This is a genomic window from Variovorax sp. OV700 (genome assembly GCF_900099805.1).
Lineage (GTDB): Bacteria > Pseudomonadota > Gammaproteobacteria > Burkholderiales > Burkholderiaceae_C > Variovorax.
Window position 1 is genome coordinate 18870 of sequence record NZ_FNDR01000011.1, and the last position, 15337, is coordinate 34206.

Genomic DNA, 15337 nt, shown 5'->3' on the forward strand with positions numbered 1-15337 from the left:
CGTGTAGCATCAAGAGAAAAAAATCGATCAATCGGGAGACGTCGAAAGACGCATCTCGCCGCTTCAGTGTGGGCACTCCCCAGGAGGTTCTTTGGTGACAGTTCGCAATCCGGGCGCCGGCAGGCAGGGCGTCCATCCGCAGGCGTTGGCGAATCGCGTGGTGTGGTCCGAAGGCATGTACCTGCGGCCCCAGCACTTCCAGCAGCTGGAGCGCTATGTCGAGCAGTACGTCACGCGCCGTGCCGCGGGCCTGCAAGGTGCCTACTGGGGTTGGCTTCACCTGGACATCGACCGCGATGCCTACGCGCTCGGCCGCGTGTCGCTGCTCGGCGGCGCGGGCGTGCTGCCCGACGGCACGCCGTTCTCGTTCGGCGCGGAAGATGCGCCTGCGCCTTATGAAGTGCCGGGCGACCTGACCGATGAACTCATCGTGCTCGCGCTGCCGCTGCGCCGCACCGGCAGCGAAGAGATCATCTTCTCGGACGACGAAGGCTCGGCCGCGCGCTTCGGCGTGATCGAGCGCGAGGTGGCCGATGGCAACGCGGTGGCGCTCGGCCCTGCGGTGCTGCAGCTTGCGAAACCGCGCCTGCGCCTGGCGCGTGCGTCGTCGCTCACGGCGGAATGGCAGGCGATTGGCGCGGTGCGCGTGATCGAGCGCCGCACCGACCACAAGCTGGTGATCGACGCCAACTACATTCCGCCGGTGCTCGATGCATCGGCGCACGCCATGCTGCGCAGCATGATCGCCGAGCTGCACGGGCTGCTCACGCAGCGTTCGGAGGCGCTGGCCTCGCGCCTCTCGCAGCCCGGGCGCGGCGGCGTGAGCGAGGTCTCCGACTTTCTTCTGCTCGAACTGGTCAACCGCTATCTCGCAACCACGTGGCATGCCCAGCAAGCGGTGCAGGTGCATCCGGAACATCTGTTCGTCGACTGGCTCAAGCTCGCCTGCCATCTCGCCACCCACACCTCGCCCACGCGGCGGCCCGTGGTGTGGCCGGTGTACGACCACGACAACCTCAACGAGAGCATCCGCCCGCTGATGGAAGAACTGCGCCGTTCGCTCTCGGCGGTGCTCGAGCAGAGCGCCATCGCCATCGAGCTCGAAGAGCGCAGCCACGGCGTGCGCGTGGGCCGCATGCCCGATCCGGTGCTCGTGCGCAATGCGGGCTTCGTGCTGGCGGTGCATGCCGACCTGCCTGCCGACGCCATCCAGCAGCGCTTTCCGACACAAGTCAAGATCGGTTCGGTCGAGCGCATTCGCGACCTGGTGCAGCTGCAGCTGCCCGGCGTGACCGTGCGGCCGCTGCCGGTGGCGCCGCGCCAGATTCCATACAACGCGGGCTATCACTATTTCGAACTCGACAAGAGCGGCGACATGTGGCGCCAGCTCGAAAAATCGGGCGGCGTTGCAATGCACCTGGCCGGCGACTTCCCGGGGCTGGCCATGGAGTTCTGGGCAATTCGTCCGTGAGGGACCCTATGAACGGTGTCAACGACATGGCCGTCGGTCCGGGAGGCTTCGTGCCGCCGAACCCGGGCGGCAGCGGCAACAGCGATCACGCGGGCGTGCCGCCGGCCTCGCGCGGCCTCGGCCAGCAACCCCAGTCATTCACCGCGTGGCACGACGCGCGCCGTCCGCATGCGGGCGACACAGCGCTGGCGGGTAACAACCCGCTGGTGGCCGCAGCCAACCCGCTGCTCGACCTGATTCCGCAGATACGCGCCACCGGCCACCACGATGCGCCCGCGCAATTGCGCGAGCACCTGGTCGACGAGGTGAGGCGCTTCGAAACGCGCGCGCAGCAAAGCGGCATTGCACCCGAAGTGATCATCGGCGCGCGCTATTGCCTGTGCACTGCCGTCGATGAAGCCGCCGCGCTCACGCCCTGGGGCGGCAGCATCTGGTCGTCGCAGAGCCTGCTCGTGATGTTCCACAACGAGACCTGGGGCGGCGAGAAGTTCTTTCAGCTGTTGTCGCGCCTGGTGCAGAACCCGCAGCAGCATCTGCAGCTCATCGAGCTCATCTATTTCTGCCTGGCGATGGGGTTCGAAGGGCGCTTTCGCGTCATCGACAACGGCCGCACGCAGCTCGAAACGCTCAAGCAGCGGCTGCTGCAGATCATCCGCCAGACGCGCGGAGAAATTGCCGTACCGCTGTCGCCGCACTGGCAGGACGCGAGTGCGCCGGTGCGCCGCACGCGCAACTGGCTGCCGCTGTGGGCCGTGGGCGCCGTGGCGGCGGTGCTGCTGGTGTTGGTGTTCGGGGTGCTCACGTTCAGTCTGGCCGGCCGTTCCGACGGTGCCTTTGCGGCGGTGAACGCGGTGCGTTTGCCGCAGACCGCGCGCGCCGTGGCGCAGCCCGCGCCGCAGCCGCGGCTGCAGCGCTTTCTCGAACCCGAGATCCGCGACGGCCTGCTGACGGTGCGCGACGAGGCCGACCGCAGCGTGGTGGTGCTGCGCGGCGATGGCCTGTTCGCATCGGGATCGGACCGCGTGCTCGACCGCTATGCGCCCGTGCTCGCGCGCGTGGCCGATGCGCTCAACTCCGTGGAGGGCAACGTGCTGGTCAGCGGCTTCAGCGACGACCAGCCGATTCGCAGCGTGCGCTTTCCGTCCAACTGGCAGCTCTCGCAGGCGCGCGCCGATGCGGTCAAGAAAATGATCGCCACGCGCGTCACACGGCCCGAGCGCTTGCGCGCCGAAGGCCGCGGCGATGCCGATCCGCTGGCGCCCAACGATTCGCCGGCCAACCGTGCGCGCAACCGGCGGGTCGAAGTGACGCTGCTGGTGGCACCGGTGGCGGGTACCGCAGTCGCAGTGCCACAGGGAGGAGCCCGCTGATGCTGCGCGCGATTTTCCGTTTTCTCGTGAGCCGCGACCTGTGGGTCTTTCTCGGCCTCTTGGCCGTCGCGTTCCTGATCTGGGTCATCGGTCCCGTCATCGCGGTGGGCCGCTACCGGCCGTTCGAAAGCGAGTTCGTCCGTATCGTGGTCATCGCGCTGATGTTCACGATCTGGATCGCGCGGGTGCTCTACCGCAAGTGGCGCGAGCGGCGCCTCAATGCGCAGTTGCTCAACCAGCTGCGCACGCCGTCCGCCAAAGAGAAGGCCGCCAAGCCCGAAGACGCACCCGAGATCAAGGAGCTGCAAAGCGGCTTCACCGACGCCACCGCCATCCTGAAGAACATGCGCTTTGGCTCGGGTGCCGAAGGCAAGGCCGCAGGCCGCTTCGCGGTGTTCGACCGGCAGTACCTGTACCAGCTGCCCTGGTACATCTTCATCGGCGCGCCGGGCTCGGGCAAGACCACGGCGCTGGTCAACTCCGACCTCGACTTTCCGCTGGCCGACCAGCTCGGCAAGGCCGCGGTGCGCGGCATCGGCGGCACGCGCAACTGCGACTGGTGGTTTACCAACGAGGCGGTGCTGATCGACACCGCCGGGCGCTACACCACGCACGAGAGCAACCGCGAAACGGACGAGAGCGAGTGGAAGGGCTTTCTCGACCTCTTGAAGAAGTTCAGGCCGCGCCAGCCGATCAACGGCGCGATCCTCACCATCAGCATTGCCGACCTGCCGCTGGCCGACGACGCACAGCGCGCGCGCCACGCCATGGCGCTGCGCAAGCGGCTGCTCGAACTGCGCAATGGCCTGGGCATCAACTTTCCGGTGTACGTGCTGGTCACCAAGACCGACCTGCTGGCCGGTTTCAACGAGTACTTCGGCTCGCTGGGACGCGCCGAGCGTTCGCAGGTCTGGGGCTTTACCTTCCCGATCGACGCCAACCCGGCGGACCCGGCGAAGGCCGACCTGCGCGAGCGCTTCCACCAGGAATACAAGCTGCTGCACCAGCGCCTGGACGAGCGCCTGCCCGAGCTGCTGGCGGCCGAGCCCGACCCGATGCGGCGCGCGCAGGCCTACCTGCTGCCGCAGCAGTTCGCGAGCTTCGAGGACATCCTCGGCACCTTCCTGGCCGACGTGTTCAACCCCTCGAAGTTCGAGGTGGCGCCCATGCTGCGGGGCGTGTACTTCACCAGCGGCACGCAGGAGGGCACGGCCTTCGACCGCGTGATGGGCGCCATCAAGCGCTACCTGCAGGTCAACGCACCGCCCGCGCCGCCGCCGGGCCCGGGCAAGAGCTACTTCCTCAAGGAGCTGCTGCAGCAGGTGATCTTCCGCGACGCGGGCGTGGCCGGCACCAACCTGCGCTGGTACCGGCGCAAGCGGGCCATCGACCTGGCCGGCTACAGCCTGATCGGTGCATTGCTGGTGGTGCTGCTGGGCGCCGGCATCAACAGCTGGCGCAACAACCGCGACTACGTGGCCGAGGTCGACAACAACGCCAAGGCCTTCAACAAGGCGGCGACGCGCGGCGAGTTGCCGACGGTGGTCGATTCGAACAGCGACATCGCGAGCTCGCTGCCGGTGCTCGACCGCCTGCGCGACCTGCCCAAGTCGAGCCAGTTCGACATCGGCGATCCGCCCGTCGGCTATCGCTTCGGGCTCTATCAGGGCGAGAAGCTCCAGGCCGCGACCGATGGCGTCTACCAGCGCGCGCTCGAGAGCGTGCTGCTGCCGCAGGCGGCACAGCGCGTGGAGCAGGCGCTGCGCGAAGCATCGAAGACCGATGCCGAATACAGCTACGAGGCTCTCAAGGCCTACCTCATGTTGTACGACGCGGAGCGCTACGACGCCGACTTCCTGCAGGCCTGGCTGCTCACCGACGTGGACCGCAAGATCGGCGCCTCGCTCACGCGCGAGCAGCGCACCAACCTCGAGACGCACCTGCAGGCGCTGTTCGCGGGGCGCGTGGTGACCTCGCCGTTCGCCAAGGACGATCGGCTCGTGACCGAGACGCGCGGCCGACTGGCCGGCGTGCCGCTGGCGCAGCGCTCCTATGCGCGGCTGCGGCGCATCCTGCTGCAGACCAGCCCGCCCAACGCCTTCAGCATTGCGGAGGCGGCGGGGGCCGAGTCGGCGCTGGTCATCAAGCGCGCGAGCGGCAAGCCGCTGACCGACGGCATTCCGACGCTGTTCACCTACCGCGGTTACTGGGACATCTTCGACAAGCGCATGGCGGAAACCACGCTCGCACTCGAACAGGAAGACCGCTGGGTCCTGCAGATTCGCGCACCGGGCATCACCGACATCACCTCGCGCGAGCTGCTGCTGCGCGAGGTGCGCCGGCTGTATCTCACCGACTACATCCGCGTCTGGGACGAGTACCTGACCGACGTTCGCCTGGCCGACAGCCGCTCGCTGCTGCAGAGCATCCAGATGACGCGCGTGCTCTCGACCTCGGAGTCGCCGATGTCGCGCCTCATTCGCGGCGCCGCGCGCGAGACCGACCTGCTGCGCAACCACGACGAGGCCGCGCGCAGCCTGCTCGACCAGGCGCAGAACCGCGTGGCCAGCACGCGCGAGCGCATCGAGCAGCTCATCGGCCAGCCCGACGGCAGCCAGCGCCGCAACACTGCGCTCGACAGGCCCGAGTCGCTGGTGGACAACCACTTTGCGCCGCTTCGCCGCATGGTGACCGCGCCCAAGGCCGGCGGCCAGGCGCCCATCGATGCGACGGCCGCCCTCATCAACGAGCTCTACACCTTTCTCACGGCCACCGACACGGCTTTGCGCAGCGGCAACATCCCGCCTTCGAGCGATGCGGTGACCAAGGTGCAGGCCGAGGCAGGGCGCTTGCCAGTGCCGTTCCAGGGCATGCTGAACGACCTTTCGGCCACCGCCTCGTCCAAGGCCGCGGCCGTGACGCGACAGAACATCGGGCAGAGCGCGGCCGCCACCATCGGCCAGTTCTGCAGCCAGGCGATTGCAGGGCGCTATCCGTTCTCGCGCGGGTCGAACCGCGACGTGGCGGCTGGCGACTTCGCGCAACTGTTCTCGCCGGGCGGCATGATGGACGACTTCTTCCAGAAGAACCTGGCCTCGCAGGTCGACACCTCGGTCAACCCGTGGGCTTTCAAGAAGGGCGTGGACGGCAGCTCGCCGGGGCGCTCGGCGTACCTCGATTCGTTCCAGAAGGCGCAGGCGATCCGCGACGTGTTCTTCATGGGCATGGCGGGCGGCCGCACGCCGTCGTTCAGCATCGACATCCGGCCCGAGGACATGGACGCCGCCATCAGCCAGTTCACGCTCGACATCGACGGCCAGACGGTGCGCTATGCGCACGGCCCGCAGGCGCCCAGCACCGTCAAGTGGCCCGGCCCGCGCAACAGCAACCAGGTGCGGCTGCAGGTGACCACCGCCAATGGCACACCGGCCGGCGGCATCGTGACCGAAGGGCCGTGGGCGCTGCACCGGCTGTTCGACAAGGCGTCTGTCTCGGCGGGCAACTCGCCCGAATCGTTCAACGCCACCTTCGACCTGCAGGGCAAGAAGGTGGTGCTGGCGGTGACTGCGAACAGCGTCTACAACCCTCTGCGCCTGTCGCAGATGAACGGCTTCTCTTGTCCCGGAAAGTCCTGACATGAACAGCGGCGTTCCTTTGCCCCGTGTGTGGGTGCCGGCCGACGAGCAGATCGGCTGGTACGGCAAGCTGCCGGCGGCCGGCGACTTTCTCTATCGCCGCATGCCGCGCGAACTCCAGGCCTGGTGGGACCGCTGGATGCAGAACGGCCTGGGCGCCTTCAAGCGCTGGCCCGACGCCATGACGCGGCACTACGTCGTCGCGCCGGTCTGGAACTTTGCGATTCCCGCAACGCAGGGCGTGGACGCGGTGCAGTTCGGCTGCATTGCGCCCAGCTGCGACCGCGTCGGGCGCTACTACCCGGTGTGCGTGACGCTGCAAGTGGCGGCATCGAGCTACCGGCCTTCCATGCTGGAAGGCTCCGCCGCGTGGTACTGGCAGTGCGGCACGGCCTTGCTGCAAGCCATTCGTCACAGCGTTGCGCCCGACCAGTTCGACCATCAGGTGCTGGCCGCGGCCCACGGCGGATTCCAGACCGCGAGCGGCGGCTCGGACGACATCCTTTCGATCCTCGGACCGGCGGCCGGTGGTGCTGGCGCGGGTGCACAGCAGCGCCTTGGCTGGCCCGAGCTTCCGCTGTGCTTCGATGCCTTCGGAAGCACCAGCTACTGGTGGACCAACCAGGCGGACGGCTCGCCGCTGCGAACCGCCGCGCACGGCGGAGGCCTCAACACACCATTGTTTTCGAAGTTGTTTTCACAGGGGCATGTGCCATGGGCATGAATAACGCCAGCAGCAGCAACACCAGCAGCAGCGCGCCGGCCGATCCGCAGGAGCGGCCCCATCCGCTGGCGGCGGGCCATCGGCTGGATGAGTTCGAACTGCTCGAGGTGATCGGCGAAGGCGGCTTCGGCATCGTCTACCGGGCCTACGACCACTCGCTGCGGCGCGAGGTAGCCATCAAGGAATACATGCCGTCGATGCTCGCACGCCGCGTGGGCGACGACAGCGTGCACGTGCGTTCCGACCGTGTCACGGCCACCTTCCAGGCCGGGCTGCGCAGCTTCATCAACGAGGCGCGCACGCTCGCGCAGTTCAGTCATCCGGCGCTGGTGCGGGTGCATCGCTTCTGGGAGGCGAACTCCACCGCCTACATGGCGATCCAGCTGTATCGCGGCCGCACGCTGCGTCGCTTGGCGGAGGAAGAGCCGTCGAAGATTTCCGAGGCCTGGCTGCTCGGCATGCTGGGCCCGCTGCTCGGCGCGCTGGAAACGCTGCACCGCAGCCAATGCTTTCACCGCGACATTGCCCCCGACAACATCTTCATCCAGCAGGACGACATGCCGGTGCTGCTGGACTTCGGCGCGGCGCGCAAATCGATTGCCGATCTCGTCGACGAAGTGGCGGTGATGGTGAAGTCGGGCTATTCGCCGATCGAGCAGTACGCCGACGACAACACGTTGCTGCAGGGCGCGTGGACCGACCTCTACGCGCTGGGCGCCGTGCTGTACCGCGCGGTCACCGGGCATCCGCCGCCCTCGGCCGTGGTGCGCAGCGTGCAGGACGCCTATGTGCCGCTGTCTTCGCTCGGCCGCGGTGACCTGAGCCCGGCCTTCTGCGCGGCGGTCGACCACACGCTGGCGGTGCACAGCAAGGACCGCACGCAGACCGTCGCCGCATTCGCGGCCGAGCTCGGCCTGGCCAAGCTTGGCGACACCTACGTGAGCGGGCTGCCGGCGCCGACGATCATCGTTCCGCCGCCTTCGAAGGCCGCGCCAGCGATGGTGCCGCCGCCGCAGCAAGCGCCGGCCGCGGCGGCACCCGCGAAGCCCGCGGCGGCACCGGAAGCCGCTGCATTGGCCGGGGTCGCGCAGGCCAACGCCGCGTTGTCCGAACCGGTCGAGGCCAAGACAGAGCCCGAGGCCGAGGTCGTCGCCACGGCCAAGCCGGCTCCGGCGCCTTCGTCCAAGGCCGCCGGGCCGCGCGACGCCGCGGTGCCGGCACGTGCGCCGTCGGCAGCGGCCAGGCCGCAGCCACCGTTGTCGTCTGCCAAGAAAACGTCGTCGCGCCCGCCGTGGCTGCTGGTCGGCGCGCTGTTGATCGCGCTGGTGGGCGTGGGCAGCTGGATCGGACTTCGCCTGAGTTCGTGGAAGCAGGAGACCTCGACCGCGATGGCGCCGGTGCCTCCGCCTTCGGGCCCGATGTCCGCCAATGCGCCGCCTCCCGCCGCCGTGCCGCCGGGCGACGGCGGTGCGGCACCCGCAAACGGCAACGTGGCCGCCGCACCCGGCGGCGCCACGCCCCCCGCTGCGGGAGCCAGTGCGCCGACCGCTTCGTTGACGCCGCTGGACAACGTGCCGGTCATTGCGCCGGCACCCGGCCCGCAGGCCAACGGGGCAACCCCGTCGGCGACGCCCGGGACACCGGCTCCACCGGGCACACCCGTTCCACCGGGCACGCCGGCGGAGGCTGCCCTCGCCACCAGCGAAGTCGAAGACTGGAACCTGGCACAGGCCGAGAACACACGCGAAGGCTATGAGGCCTATCTGCGCCGCTACCGCCGCGGCCTGCACGCGCGCGAGGCCCGCAATGCCCTTGCCGAGCTGAACCGGCTCTCGACCGCCGTGCCTGCGCCGCCAGGCACCACGCCCGCAAACGCCGTGCCCACCGTGGTGGCTGCCGGCGCCGCGCCGCCCGCCACGCCCTCCGCCACGGCGCCGGCCGGGCCGCCCGGCATGGGACGCGTGGTGCTCAACATACGGCCTTGGGGCCAGGTCCTGGTCGACGGCGCCGAGCGCGGCGTGAGCCCGCCGCTCAAGTCACTGTCGCTGCGCCCGGGCATCTACAACATCGAAGTGCGCAACGGCGACCTCGACGTGTACCGACAGCGCGTGACGGTGCAGGACAGCCGATCGGCGCCCGTGGTGAGCCACGAGTTCAAGTAGCGGTGCTGGCGGGCCGGGGCCAGCGCTGCGCGGCAACCAGCGCCAGTACTGCGACCAGGCTGGCCGCCAGCAGCACCCAGAGGCCCGGCGTGTAGCCGGCGCCCGGCTGCCACATCATGCCGAGCATGAGCGGGGCCAGCGCGCGGGCGATGGCGCTCGGCAGGCCCAGCGCGCCGTTGAGCGTGGCCACGTGTTCGCGGCTCACGTACTGCGCGATGGCGGTGCCCTTCACGATCGTGAGCATGCCGTTGCCCATGCCGTAGAACAACACGAACAGCAGCGCGGTGCCTGGGTGGGCCGCGCCCGCAAGCAGCGCCAGCAGGCCAATCGGAATAAGGCAGGGAATCAGCCGGTTTGCCAGATGCAGGTCGAAGTGGTGCTCGAAGAAATACAGCAGCGCTCGTCCCAGCACCTGCACCAGCCCGATGCTCGCGGGCAGGGCGATGGCCCACGACTCGACGAGCCCGGCACCCCGCAGCAGGCTCACCATGTGCGGCGGCAGCGCAGCGGTGACCGCCATCAGCAGGACGGTGAAAACGCCCACGAAAAGGAACGGCGCGCTGCGCATGTAGTGACTCGCGGAATGGCTGGCCGGTGGGGCGCCGGCCGCCTTGCCGGTGCGCGCTGCGGGAGGCGGGGCATTCCGCAGCACGCGGGCATGCAGCGGCGCGCAGACCAAGAGGTGGATGGCCGCCAGCACCCAGAGCGCGTGCCGCCAGCCGAGTTGCGCGATCAGCCAGGCCACCAGCGGGATGAACACCGTGCTGGCCAGCCCGCCGAGAAAAGTCAGCGTGATGATCGCGCGGCGAAAGTCGTTGGGGAAGCGCCGCGTGACGATGGAGAACGCGGGGTTGTAGAGCGTGGCCGACAGCCCCGCCCCGAGCAGCGTCCAGGCCAGGTAGAAGCCAAGGGCGCTGTGCACCATGCTGTGCAGCAACAGGCCGGCCGCGATGGCCAGCGAGCCGCTCGCCATCACCGCGCGTTCGTGCCCGCGGTCGATCCATCGGCCGACCGGCCATGCCAACGCGCCTTCGGCCAGCAGCGCGAGGCTGAAGGCCAGGGACGACTGCGCCCGGCTCAAACCCAGCTCGCGTTCGACCGGCTCCATCAGCAGAGCAAAGGCGTAGAAGACGCTGCCCCAGGTGATGAGCTGACCGACCGACAGCCAGCCGACCAGGCGGCGGTTGTAGAGCGTGGGTGCGGGTGGGTTCACTGCCGATCGGTTTCAGTGTCGCAAAGCCCGACGGTACTGCACCGCCTCCGCCACGTGCTCCGCCCGCACCGACTCGGCGCCAGCCAGGTCGGCCACCGTGCGCGCCACCTTGAGCGCGCGGTGCGTGCTGCGCGCCGACCAGCCGAGCTTGGCGGCGGCATTCACCATGAACTTGCGCGCCGCATCGTCCAGCGCGGCATGCTTGTCGATGGCGCCCGCCTGCAGCGCCTGGTTGGGGCTGCCCTGGCGCTGCACCGCGAATTCGCGCGCGGCGACCACGCGGGTGCGGATGCTGCCGGTCGATTCCCCGGCGGGCGCGCCGAGCAGCTGCTGCGCCGAGACCGCGGGCACTTCGATGTGCAGGTCGATGCGGTCGAGCAGCGGACCGCTGAGCTTGCCCTGGTAGCGCAAGATCTGGTCGGGCGTGCAGCGGCAGCCCTTCAGCGTCGAGCCCAGGTAGCCGCAAGGGCAGGGGTTCATGGCTGCAATGAGCTGGAAGCGGGCGGGAAACTCGGCGCGCCGGGCGGCCCGCGCGATGGTGATGGTGCCGGTCTCGAGCGGCTCGCGCAGCGCCTCGAGCGCCGAACGCGCGAACTCCGGAAATTCGTCCAAAAACAGCACGCCGTGGTGCGCCTGAGAGATTTCCCCCGGCCGCGGGGGCGAGCCGCCGCCCACCAGAGCGACGGCGCTGGACGTATGGTGCGGCGCCGAAGTCGGCCGGGTCATCCAGCGCGCGGTCGAGAAGCTGCCGCCCAGGCTGGCGACGGCCGCGCTTTCGAGCGCCTCGTCCACGCTCATGGGCGGCAGCAGCCCGGCAAAGCGCTGCGCGAGCATGGATTTGCCCGAGCCGGGCTCCCCGACCATCAGCAGGCTGTGTCCGCCCGCAGCCGCGATCTCGAGGGCGCGCCTGGCGCCTGCATGCCCCTTCACGTCGGCCAGGTCGGCATACAGAGGCATGGCCGCGGCCGCTGCGGCATGGACCCGCGCCCAGCCGTCCGCGGCGGGCGCCTCGGCCTGCTGCTGTGCCGCGTCCTCGGCCATGAAGCGCCGCACCACGTCCAGCAGGTGCTTGGCGCCGTACACCTCGCCGCCGGGTACCAGCGCCGCTTCTTGTGCGCTTTCGGTGGGCAGCACCAGGCGCGTGGCGATGCCGCGGGTGTGCAGGGCCAGCGCCATGGCCAGCGCGCCGCGCACGGGCCGCAGCTCGCCCGACAGTGAGAGTTCGCCGGCAAATTCGTGGCCCGCAAGGCGGGCGGCCTGGATCTGATCGCTGGCGGCCAGGATGCCCAGCGCAATAGGGAGGTCGAAGCGCCCGGAGTCTTTGGGCAGGTCGGCGGGCGCCAGGTTGACGGTGATCCGCTTGTTGTTCGGAAACTCGAGGCCGGCGTTCTGGATGGCCGACCGCACGCGCTCGCGGGCTTCCTTGACCTCCGTTTCCGCCAGCCCGACGAGCGTGAAGCTCGGCAGGCCGTTCGCCAAATGCACCTCAACCGTGACACTGGCCGCTTCCAGCCCAAGCAAAGCACGACTTTGCACCAAAGACAGGCTCATTTTTATTCCTCTCCCCATTGTGGTGCGCCCATTTTGGGTTGGGCTCGTGCACCGCCGGGGCTTGGGAGCCCCTCACATGAAACGTTTGTAATTTTTCATCGGTGCTTTGTGGATCGGCGGGCCACAGACGCGCAGGAGTCGGAACGAGCACTTTGGCACGCTCCCTGCTACGAAACGGTGTCCCCCAACTTCCAACCAACCCCGAGGAGTCTCGATGATGCACCGTAAATTCGCCCAGGCAATGGCCGTGGCCGCCTTTGCCGCCCTGCCGATGCTGGCGAGCGCCCAGCTTACGGGGAACGTGGCCCTGACCAGCAATTACAAGTTCCGTGGCCAGGACCAGGACATGATCGGGAAGAACGATTACGCGAAGACCAAGGGCTTCAAGCCCGCCATCCAGGGCGGCTTCGACTACGCGTTCGGCGAAAGCGGTTTCTACCTCGGCAACTGGAACTCCAGCGTCAACTGGCTCCAGGGCAACAGCATCGAGAGCGACATCTACGGCGGCTACAAGTTCAAGGCCGGTCCGTTCGACATGGACGTGGGCGCGCTCAGCTACATCTACCCGGGCAACTCGGCTGGCAACACCACCGAGCTGTACGGCGCGGGCACCTGGGCCGACGACGCCATCGGCTCGTTCACCCTGAAGTACTCGCACACGGTGTCCAAGGACTACTTCGGCTACGCGGGCAACAAGGCCGGCTCGGGGCTGAAGGGCCGCAACACGGGTTACCTGAACCTCGCCTACAGCAAGGAAATCGCGCCCAAGCTCACGCTGAAGGCGGCCGTGGGCTACACCCACATGTCCAGCGACATCCGCAGCCTGGGCTACAAGAGCTACGTCGACTACAACGTGGGCGTGTCGTATGACTTCGGCAGCGGCCTGGCACTGGCCGGCTCGGTGCAGGGCGCCAACAAGAAGAGCTCTTACCTCGCGCTGAGCAACCCGGGCTACGACTTCGGCTTCGGCACCTTCGGCCAGCAGTATTACTCGCCGAACAAGGCGCGCTTCATCGTCACGCTCAGCAAGACGCTGTAAACAAGCACAAGAACAAGGTGCGGCCCAAGCTGCCGCACCATTCATCCATCCAAGAAGGAGAAAGTCATCATGAAGCTGGTCACAGCCATCATCAAACCGTTCAAGCTCGACGAGGTGCGCGAAGCACTGTCGGCCATCGGCGTGCAAGGCATCACGGTCACGGAAGTCAAGGGTTTCGGCCGCCAGAAGGGCCACACCGAGCTGTACCGCGGCGCCGAGTACGTGGTCGACTTCCTGCCCAAGGTCAAGATCGAAGCGGCGGTGTCCGACGACCTCGTCGACCGTGTGATCGAAGCCGTCGAAGGTGCGGCCCGCACCGGCAAGATCGGCGACGGAAAGATTTTTGTCTACAACCTCGAGCAGGTGGTCCGCATCCGCACCGGCGAAACGGGCCGTGAAGCCCTCTGACCCGTCCAGGCTCGAAAGAACAACGACTATGAAAAAACTGCTTGTCTCTCTTGCGCTCGGCTTGAGCGTGCTTACAGCCGCCTTCGCGCAGGCGCCCGCCGCGCCTGCTGCGGAAGCACCGGCCGCTTCCGCGCCGGCTGCTTCGGCCCCCTCGGCCGCGCCCGCTGCCGCCGCACCGGCAGCAGCGGCAGCCCCAGCCGCTGCCGAGGCAGCGCCCGCCGCGGCTCCCGCTCCCTCTTTCAACAAGGGTGACACCAGCTGGATGATGCTGTCCACGCTGCTCGTCATCATGATGACCGTCCCCGGCCTGGCCCTGTTCTACGGCGGCCTGGTGCGCAGCAAGAACATGCTGTCGGTGCTCATGCAGGTGATGGTCACCTTCTCGATGATCGTCGTGCTGTGGCTCATCTATGGCTACAGCCTTGCGTTCACCGAGGGGAATGCCTTCTTCGGCGGTTTCGACCGGCTCTTCATGAAGGGGATCTTCGATCCGGCCACCGGCGTGTTCGCACCCGGCGCCACCTTCAGCAAGGGCGTCTACATTCCCGAGCTGCTGTTCGCCGCCTTCCAGGCCACCTTCGCCGGCATCACCTGCTGCCTGATCGTCGGTGCCTTCGCGGAGCGCGCCAAGTTCTCGGCCGTGCTGCTGTTCATGGTGATCTGGTTCACCTTCAGCTATGCGCCGCTTGCGCACATGGTCTGGTTCTGGATGGGCCCGGACGCCTACACCGCCGCCAACGTGGTGGATGCACAGAACGCCAAGGCCGGCCTGATCTGGCAATGGGGCGCGCTCGACTTCGCAGGCGGCACCGTGGTGCACATCAACGCCGCTGTCGCGGGCCTGGTCGGTGCCTTCGTGATCGGCAAGCGCGTCGGCTACGGCAAGGAAGCCTTCACGCCGCATTCGCTCACGCTCACCATGGTCGGCGCCTCGCTGCTGTGGGTCGGGTGGTTCGGCTTCAACGCAGGTTCGGCCCTCGAAGCCGGCACCAGCGCCGTGCTCGCCTTCATGAACACCTTCACCGCCACTTCTGCCGCAGTGCTCGCATGGTGCATCGGTGAAGCGCTGATGCGTGGCAAGGCTTCGATGCTGGGTGCCGCTTCGGGCGCCGTTGCAGGCCTCGTGGCCATCACCCCGGCCGCCGGCAACGTCGGCCTGATGGGCGCCATCATCATCGGCTTCATCGCCGGCTTCGCCTGCCTCTGGGGCGTCAACGGCCTCAAGAAGCTGCTCGGCGCGGACGACTCGCTCGACGTGTTCGGCGTGCACGGTGTCGGCGGTATCGTCGGCGCGCTGCTCACCGGCGTGTTCAACACCCAGGCACTCGGCGGCCCCGGCCTCGTGGGCGACTGGGTCACGGCCAGCGTGGTGTCCAACGGCATCGGCGCACAGGTCTGGATCCAGCTCAAGGGCGTGCTGCTGACCATCGTCTGGTCGGGCGTGGTGGCGTTCATCGCCTTCAAGATCGCCGACTTGACCATCGGCCTGCGTGTGTCGGAAGAAGAAGAGCGCGAAGGCCTCGACATCTCCTCGCACGGCGAGACCGCATATAACAGGTAACCCCCCCAGTCTTCGCGCACTTCGTGTCGCTTCGCCAACCCCCCTGCTGGGGGCAACACCAGAGGCCCGGCAAAGCCGGTTCCTCGGTGTTTCACGAAGGGGGCATGCGGTGCGAAGGCTGGTGAGAAGAAGAAAAACAGGAACGATTTTTCAGCAAGGTCTCCTTTGGATGTTCAGCCCGCGAGCGCTTCGGCGCCAGCGGG

The 15337-nt window shown here is 68.1% G+C and carries 10 protein-coding genes; 8 read left to right on the forward strand and 2 right to left on the reverse strand.

Going from position 1 to position 15337, the window contains the following annotated elements:
- Window positions 1-91: 91 nt before the first annotated feature.
- From tssK to BLR24_RS22810, 5 genes are read left to right on the forward strand one after another with little or no spacing between them, the layout of a single operon-like run.
- Window positions 92-1471 (forward strand): type VI secretion system baseplate subunit TssK, encoded by a 1380-nt coding sequence (tssK, locus tag BLR24_RS22790; protein WP_093021116.1) that lies wholly within the window; start codon window positions 92-94, stop codon window positions 1469-1471.
- 8 nt (window positions 1472-1479) lie between these two features.
- Window positions 1480-2841 (forward strand): DotU family type VI secretion system protein, encoded by a 1362-nt coding sequence (locus tag BLR24_RS22795; protein ID WP_093021118.1) that lies wholly within the window; start codon window positions 1480-1482, stop codon window positions 2839-2841.
- Window positions 2841-6476 carry a type VI secretion system membrane subunit TssM gene (gene tssM / locus BLR24_RS22800; RefSeq protein ID WP_093021120.1) on the forward strand — a complete coding sequence of 1212 codons (3636 nt, stop codon included), beginning with the start codon at window positions 2841-2843 and terminating at the stop codon, window positions 6474-6476. Before BLR24_RS22795 ends, tssM begins: the two co-directional genes overlap by 1 nt.
- A gap of 1 nt (window position 6477) precedes the next feature.
- Window positions 6478-7200 carry a type VI secretion system-associated protein TagF gene (gene tagF, locus BLR24_RS22805; RefSeq protein ID WP_093021122.1) on the forward strand — a complete coding sequence of 241 codons (723 nt, stop codon included), beginning with the start codon at window positions 6478-6480 and terminating at the stop codon, window positions 7198-7200.
- The gene (locus BLR24_RS22810) at window positions 7191-9362 is read left to right on the forward strand and encodes a serine/threonine-protein kinase (protein ID WP_254787530.1); all 2172 of its coding nucleotides are present in this window, start codon (window positions 7191-7193) and stop codon (window positions 9360-9362) included. The genes tagF and BLR24_RS22810 overlap by 10 nt, the downstream gene beginning before the upstream one ends.
- Here BLR24_RS22810 and BLR24_RS22815 read toward each other — a convergent pair.
- Entirely contained in the window at window positions 9355-10575 is a 1221-nt protein-coding gene (locus BLR24_RS22815; protein ID WP_254787532.1) for an MFS transporter, read from the reverse strand. The genes BLR24_RS22810 and BLR24_RS22815 overlap by 8 nt on opposite strands.
- Before the next feature lie 12 nt (window positions 10576-10587).
- Entirely contained in the window at window positions 10588-12126 is a 1539-nt protein-coding gene (locus tag BLR24_RS22820) for a YifB family Mg chelatase-like AAA ATPase (RefSeq protein WP_093021124.1), read from the reverse strand.
- 214 nt (window positions 12127-12340) lie between these two features.
- On the opposite strand from BLR24_RS22820, the gene BLR24_RS22825 reads away from it, so the two are divergent.
- The 3 genes from BLR24_RS22825 to BLR24_RS22835 all read left to right on the forward strand — a co-directional run bounded on the left by BLR24_RS22825 (window position 12341) and on the right by BLR24_RS22835 (window position 15134).
- Window positions 12341-13165, forward strand: coding sequence for a TorF family putative porin (locus tag BLR24_RS22825; protein WP_093021126.1), 825 nt, complete (start codon window positions 12341-12343; stop codon window positions 13163-13165).
- 69 nt (window positions 13166-13234) lie between these two features.
- On the forward strand, window positions 13235-13573 hold the full coding sequence (glnK, locus tag BLR24_RS22830; RefSeq protein WP_007833403.1) for a P-II family nitrogen regulator: 339 nt from the start codon (window positions 13235-13237) through the stop codon (window positions 13571-13573).
- A gap of 28 nt (window positions 13574-13601) precedes the next feature.
- On the forward strand, window positions 13602-15134 hold the full coding sequence (locus BLR24_RS22835) for an ammonium transporter (RefSeq protein ID WP_093021128.1): 1533 nt from the start codon (window positions 13602-13604) through the stop codon (window positions 15132-15134).
- Window positions 15135-15337: the final 203 nt, after the last annotated feature.

What these genes read in the sequence shown, in the direction of transcription:
- BLR24_RS22795 (WP_093021118.1), top strand. Translation starts at nt 1,480, where the DNA reads ATGAACGGTGTCAACGACATGGCCGTCGGTCCGGGAGGCTTCGTGCCG.
- tssM (WP_093021120.1), top strand. Translation starts at nt 2,841, where the DNA reads ATGCTGCGCGCGATTTTCCGTTTTCTCGTGAGCCGCGACCTGTGGGTC.
- tagF (WP_093021122.1), top strand. Translation starts at nt 6,478, where the DNA reads ATGAACAGCGGCGTTCCTTTGCCCCGTGTGTGGGTGCCGGCCGACGAG.
- BLR24_RS22810 (WP_254787530.1), top strand. Translation starts at nt 7,191, where the DNA reads ATGGGCATGAATAACGCCAGCAGCAGCAACACCAGCAGCAGCGCGCCG.
- BLR24_RS22820 (WP_093021124.1), bottom strand. Translation starts at nt 12,126, where the DNA reads ATGAGCCTGTCTTTGGTGCAAAGTCGTGCTTTGCTTGGGCTGGAAGCG.
- BLR24_RS22825 (WP_093021126.1), top strand. Translation starts at nt 12,341, where the DNA reads ATGATGCACCGTAAATTCGCCCAGGCAATGGCCGTGGCCGCCTTTGCC.
- glnK (WP_007833403.1), top strand. Translation starts at nt 13,235, where the DNA reads ATGAAGCTGGTCACAGCCATCATCAAACCGTTCAAGCTCGACGAGGTG.
- BLR24_RS22835 (WP_093021128.1), top strand. Translation starts at nt 13,602, where the DNA reads ATGAAAAAACTGCTTGTCTCTCTTGCGCTCGGCTTGAGCGTGCTTACA.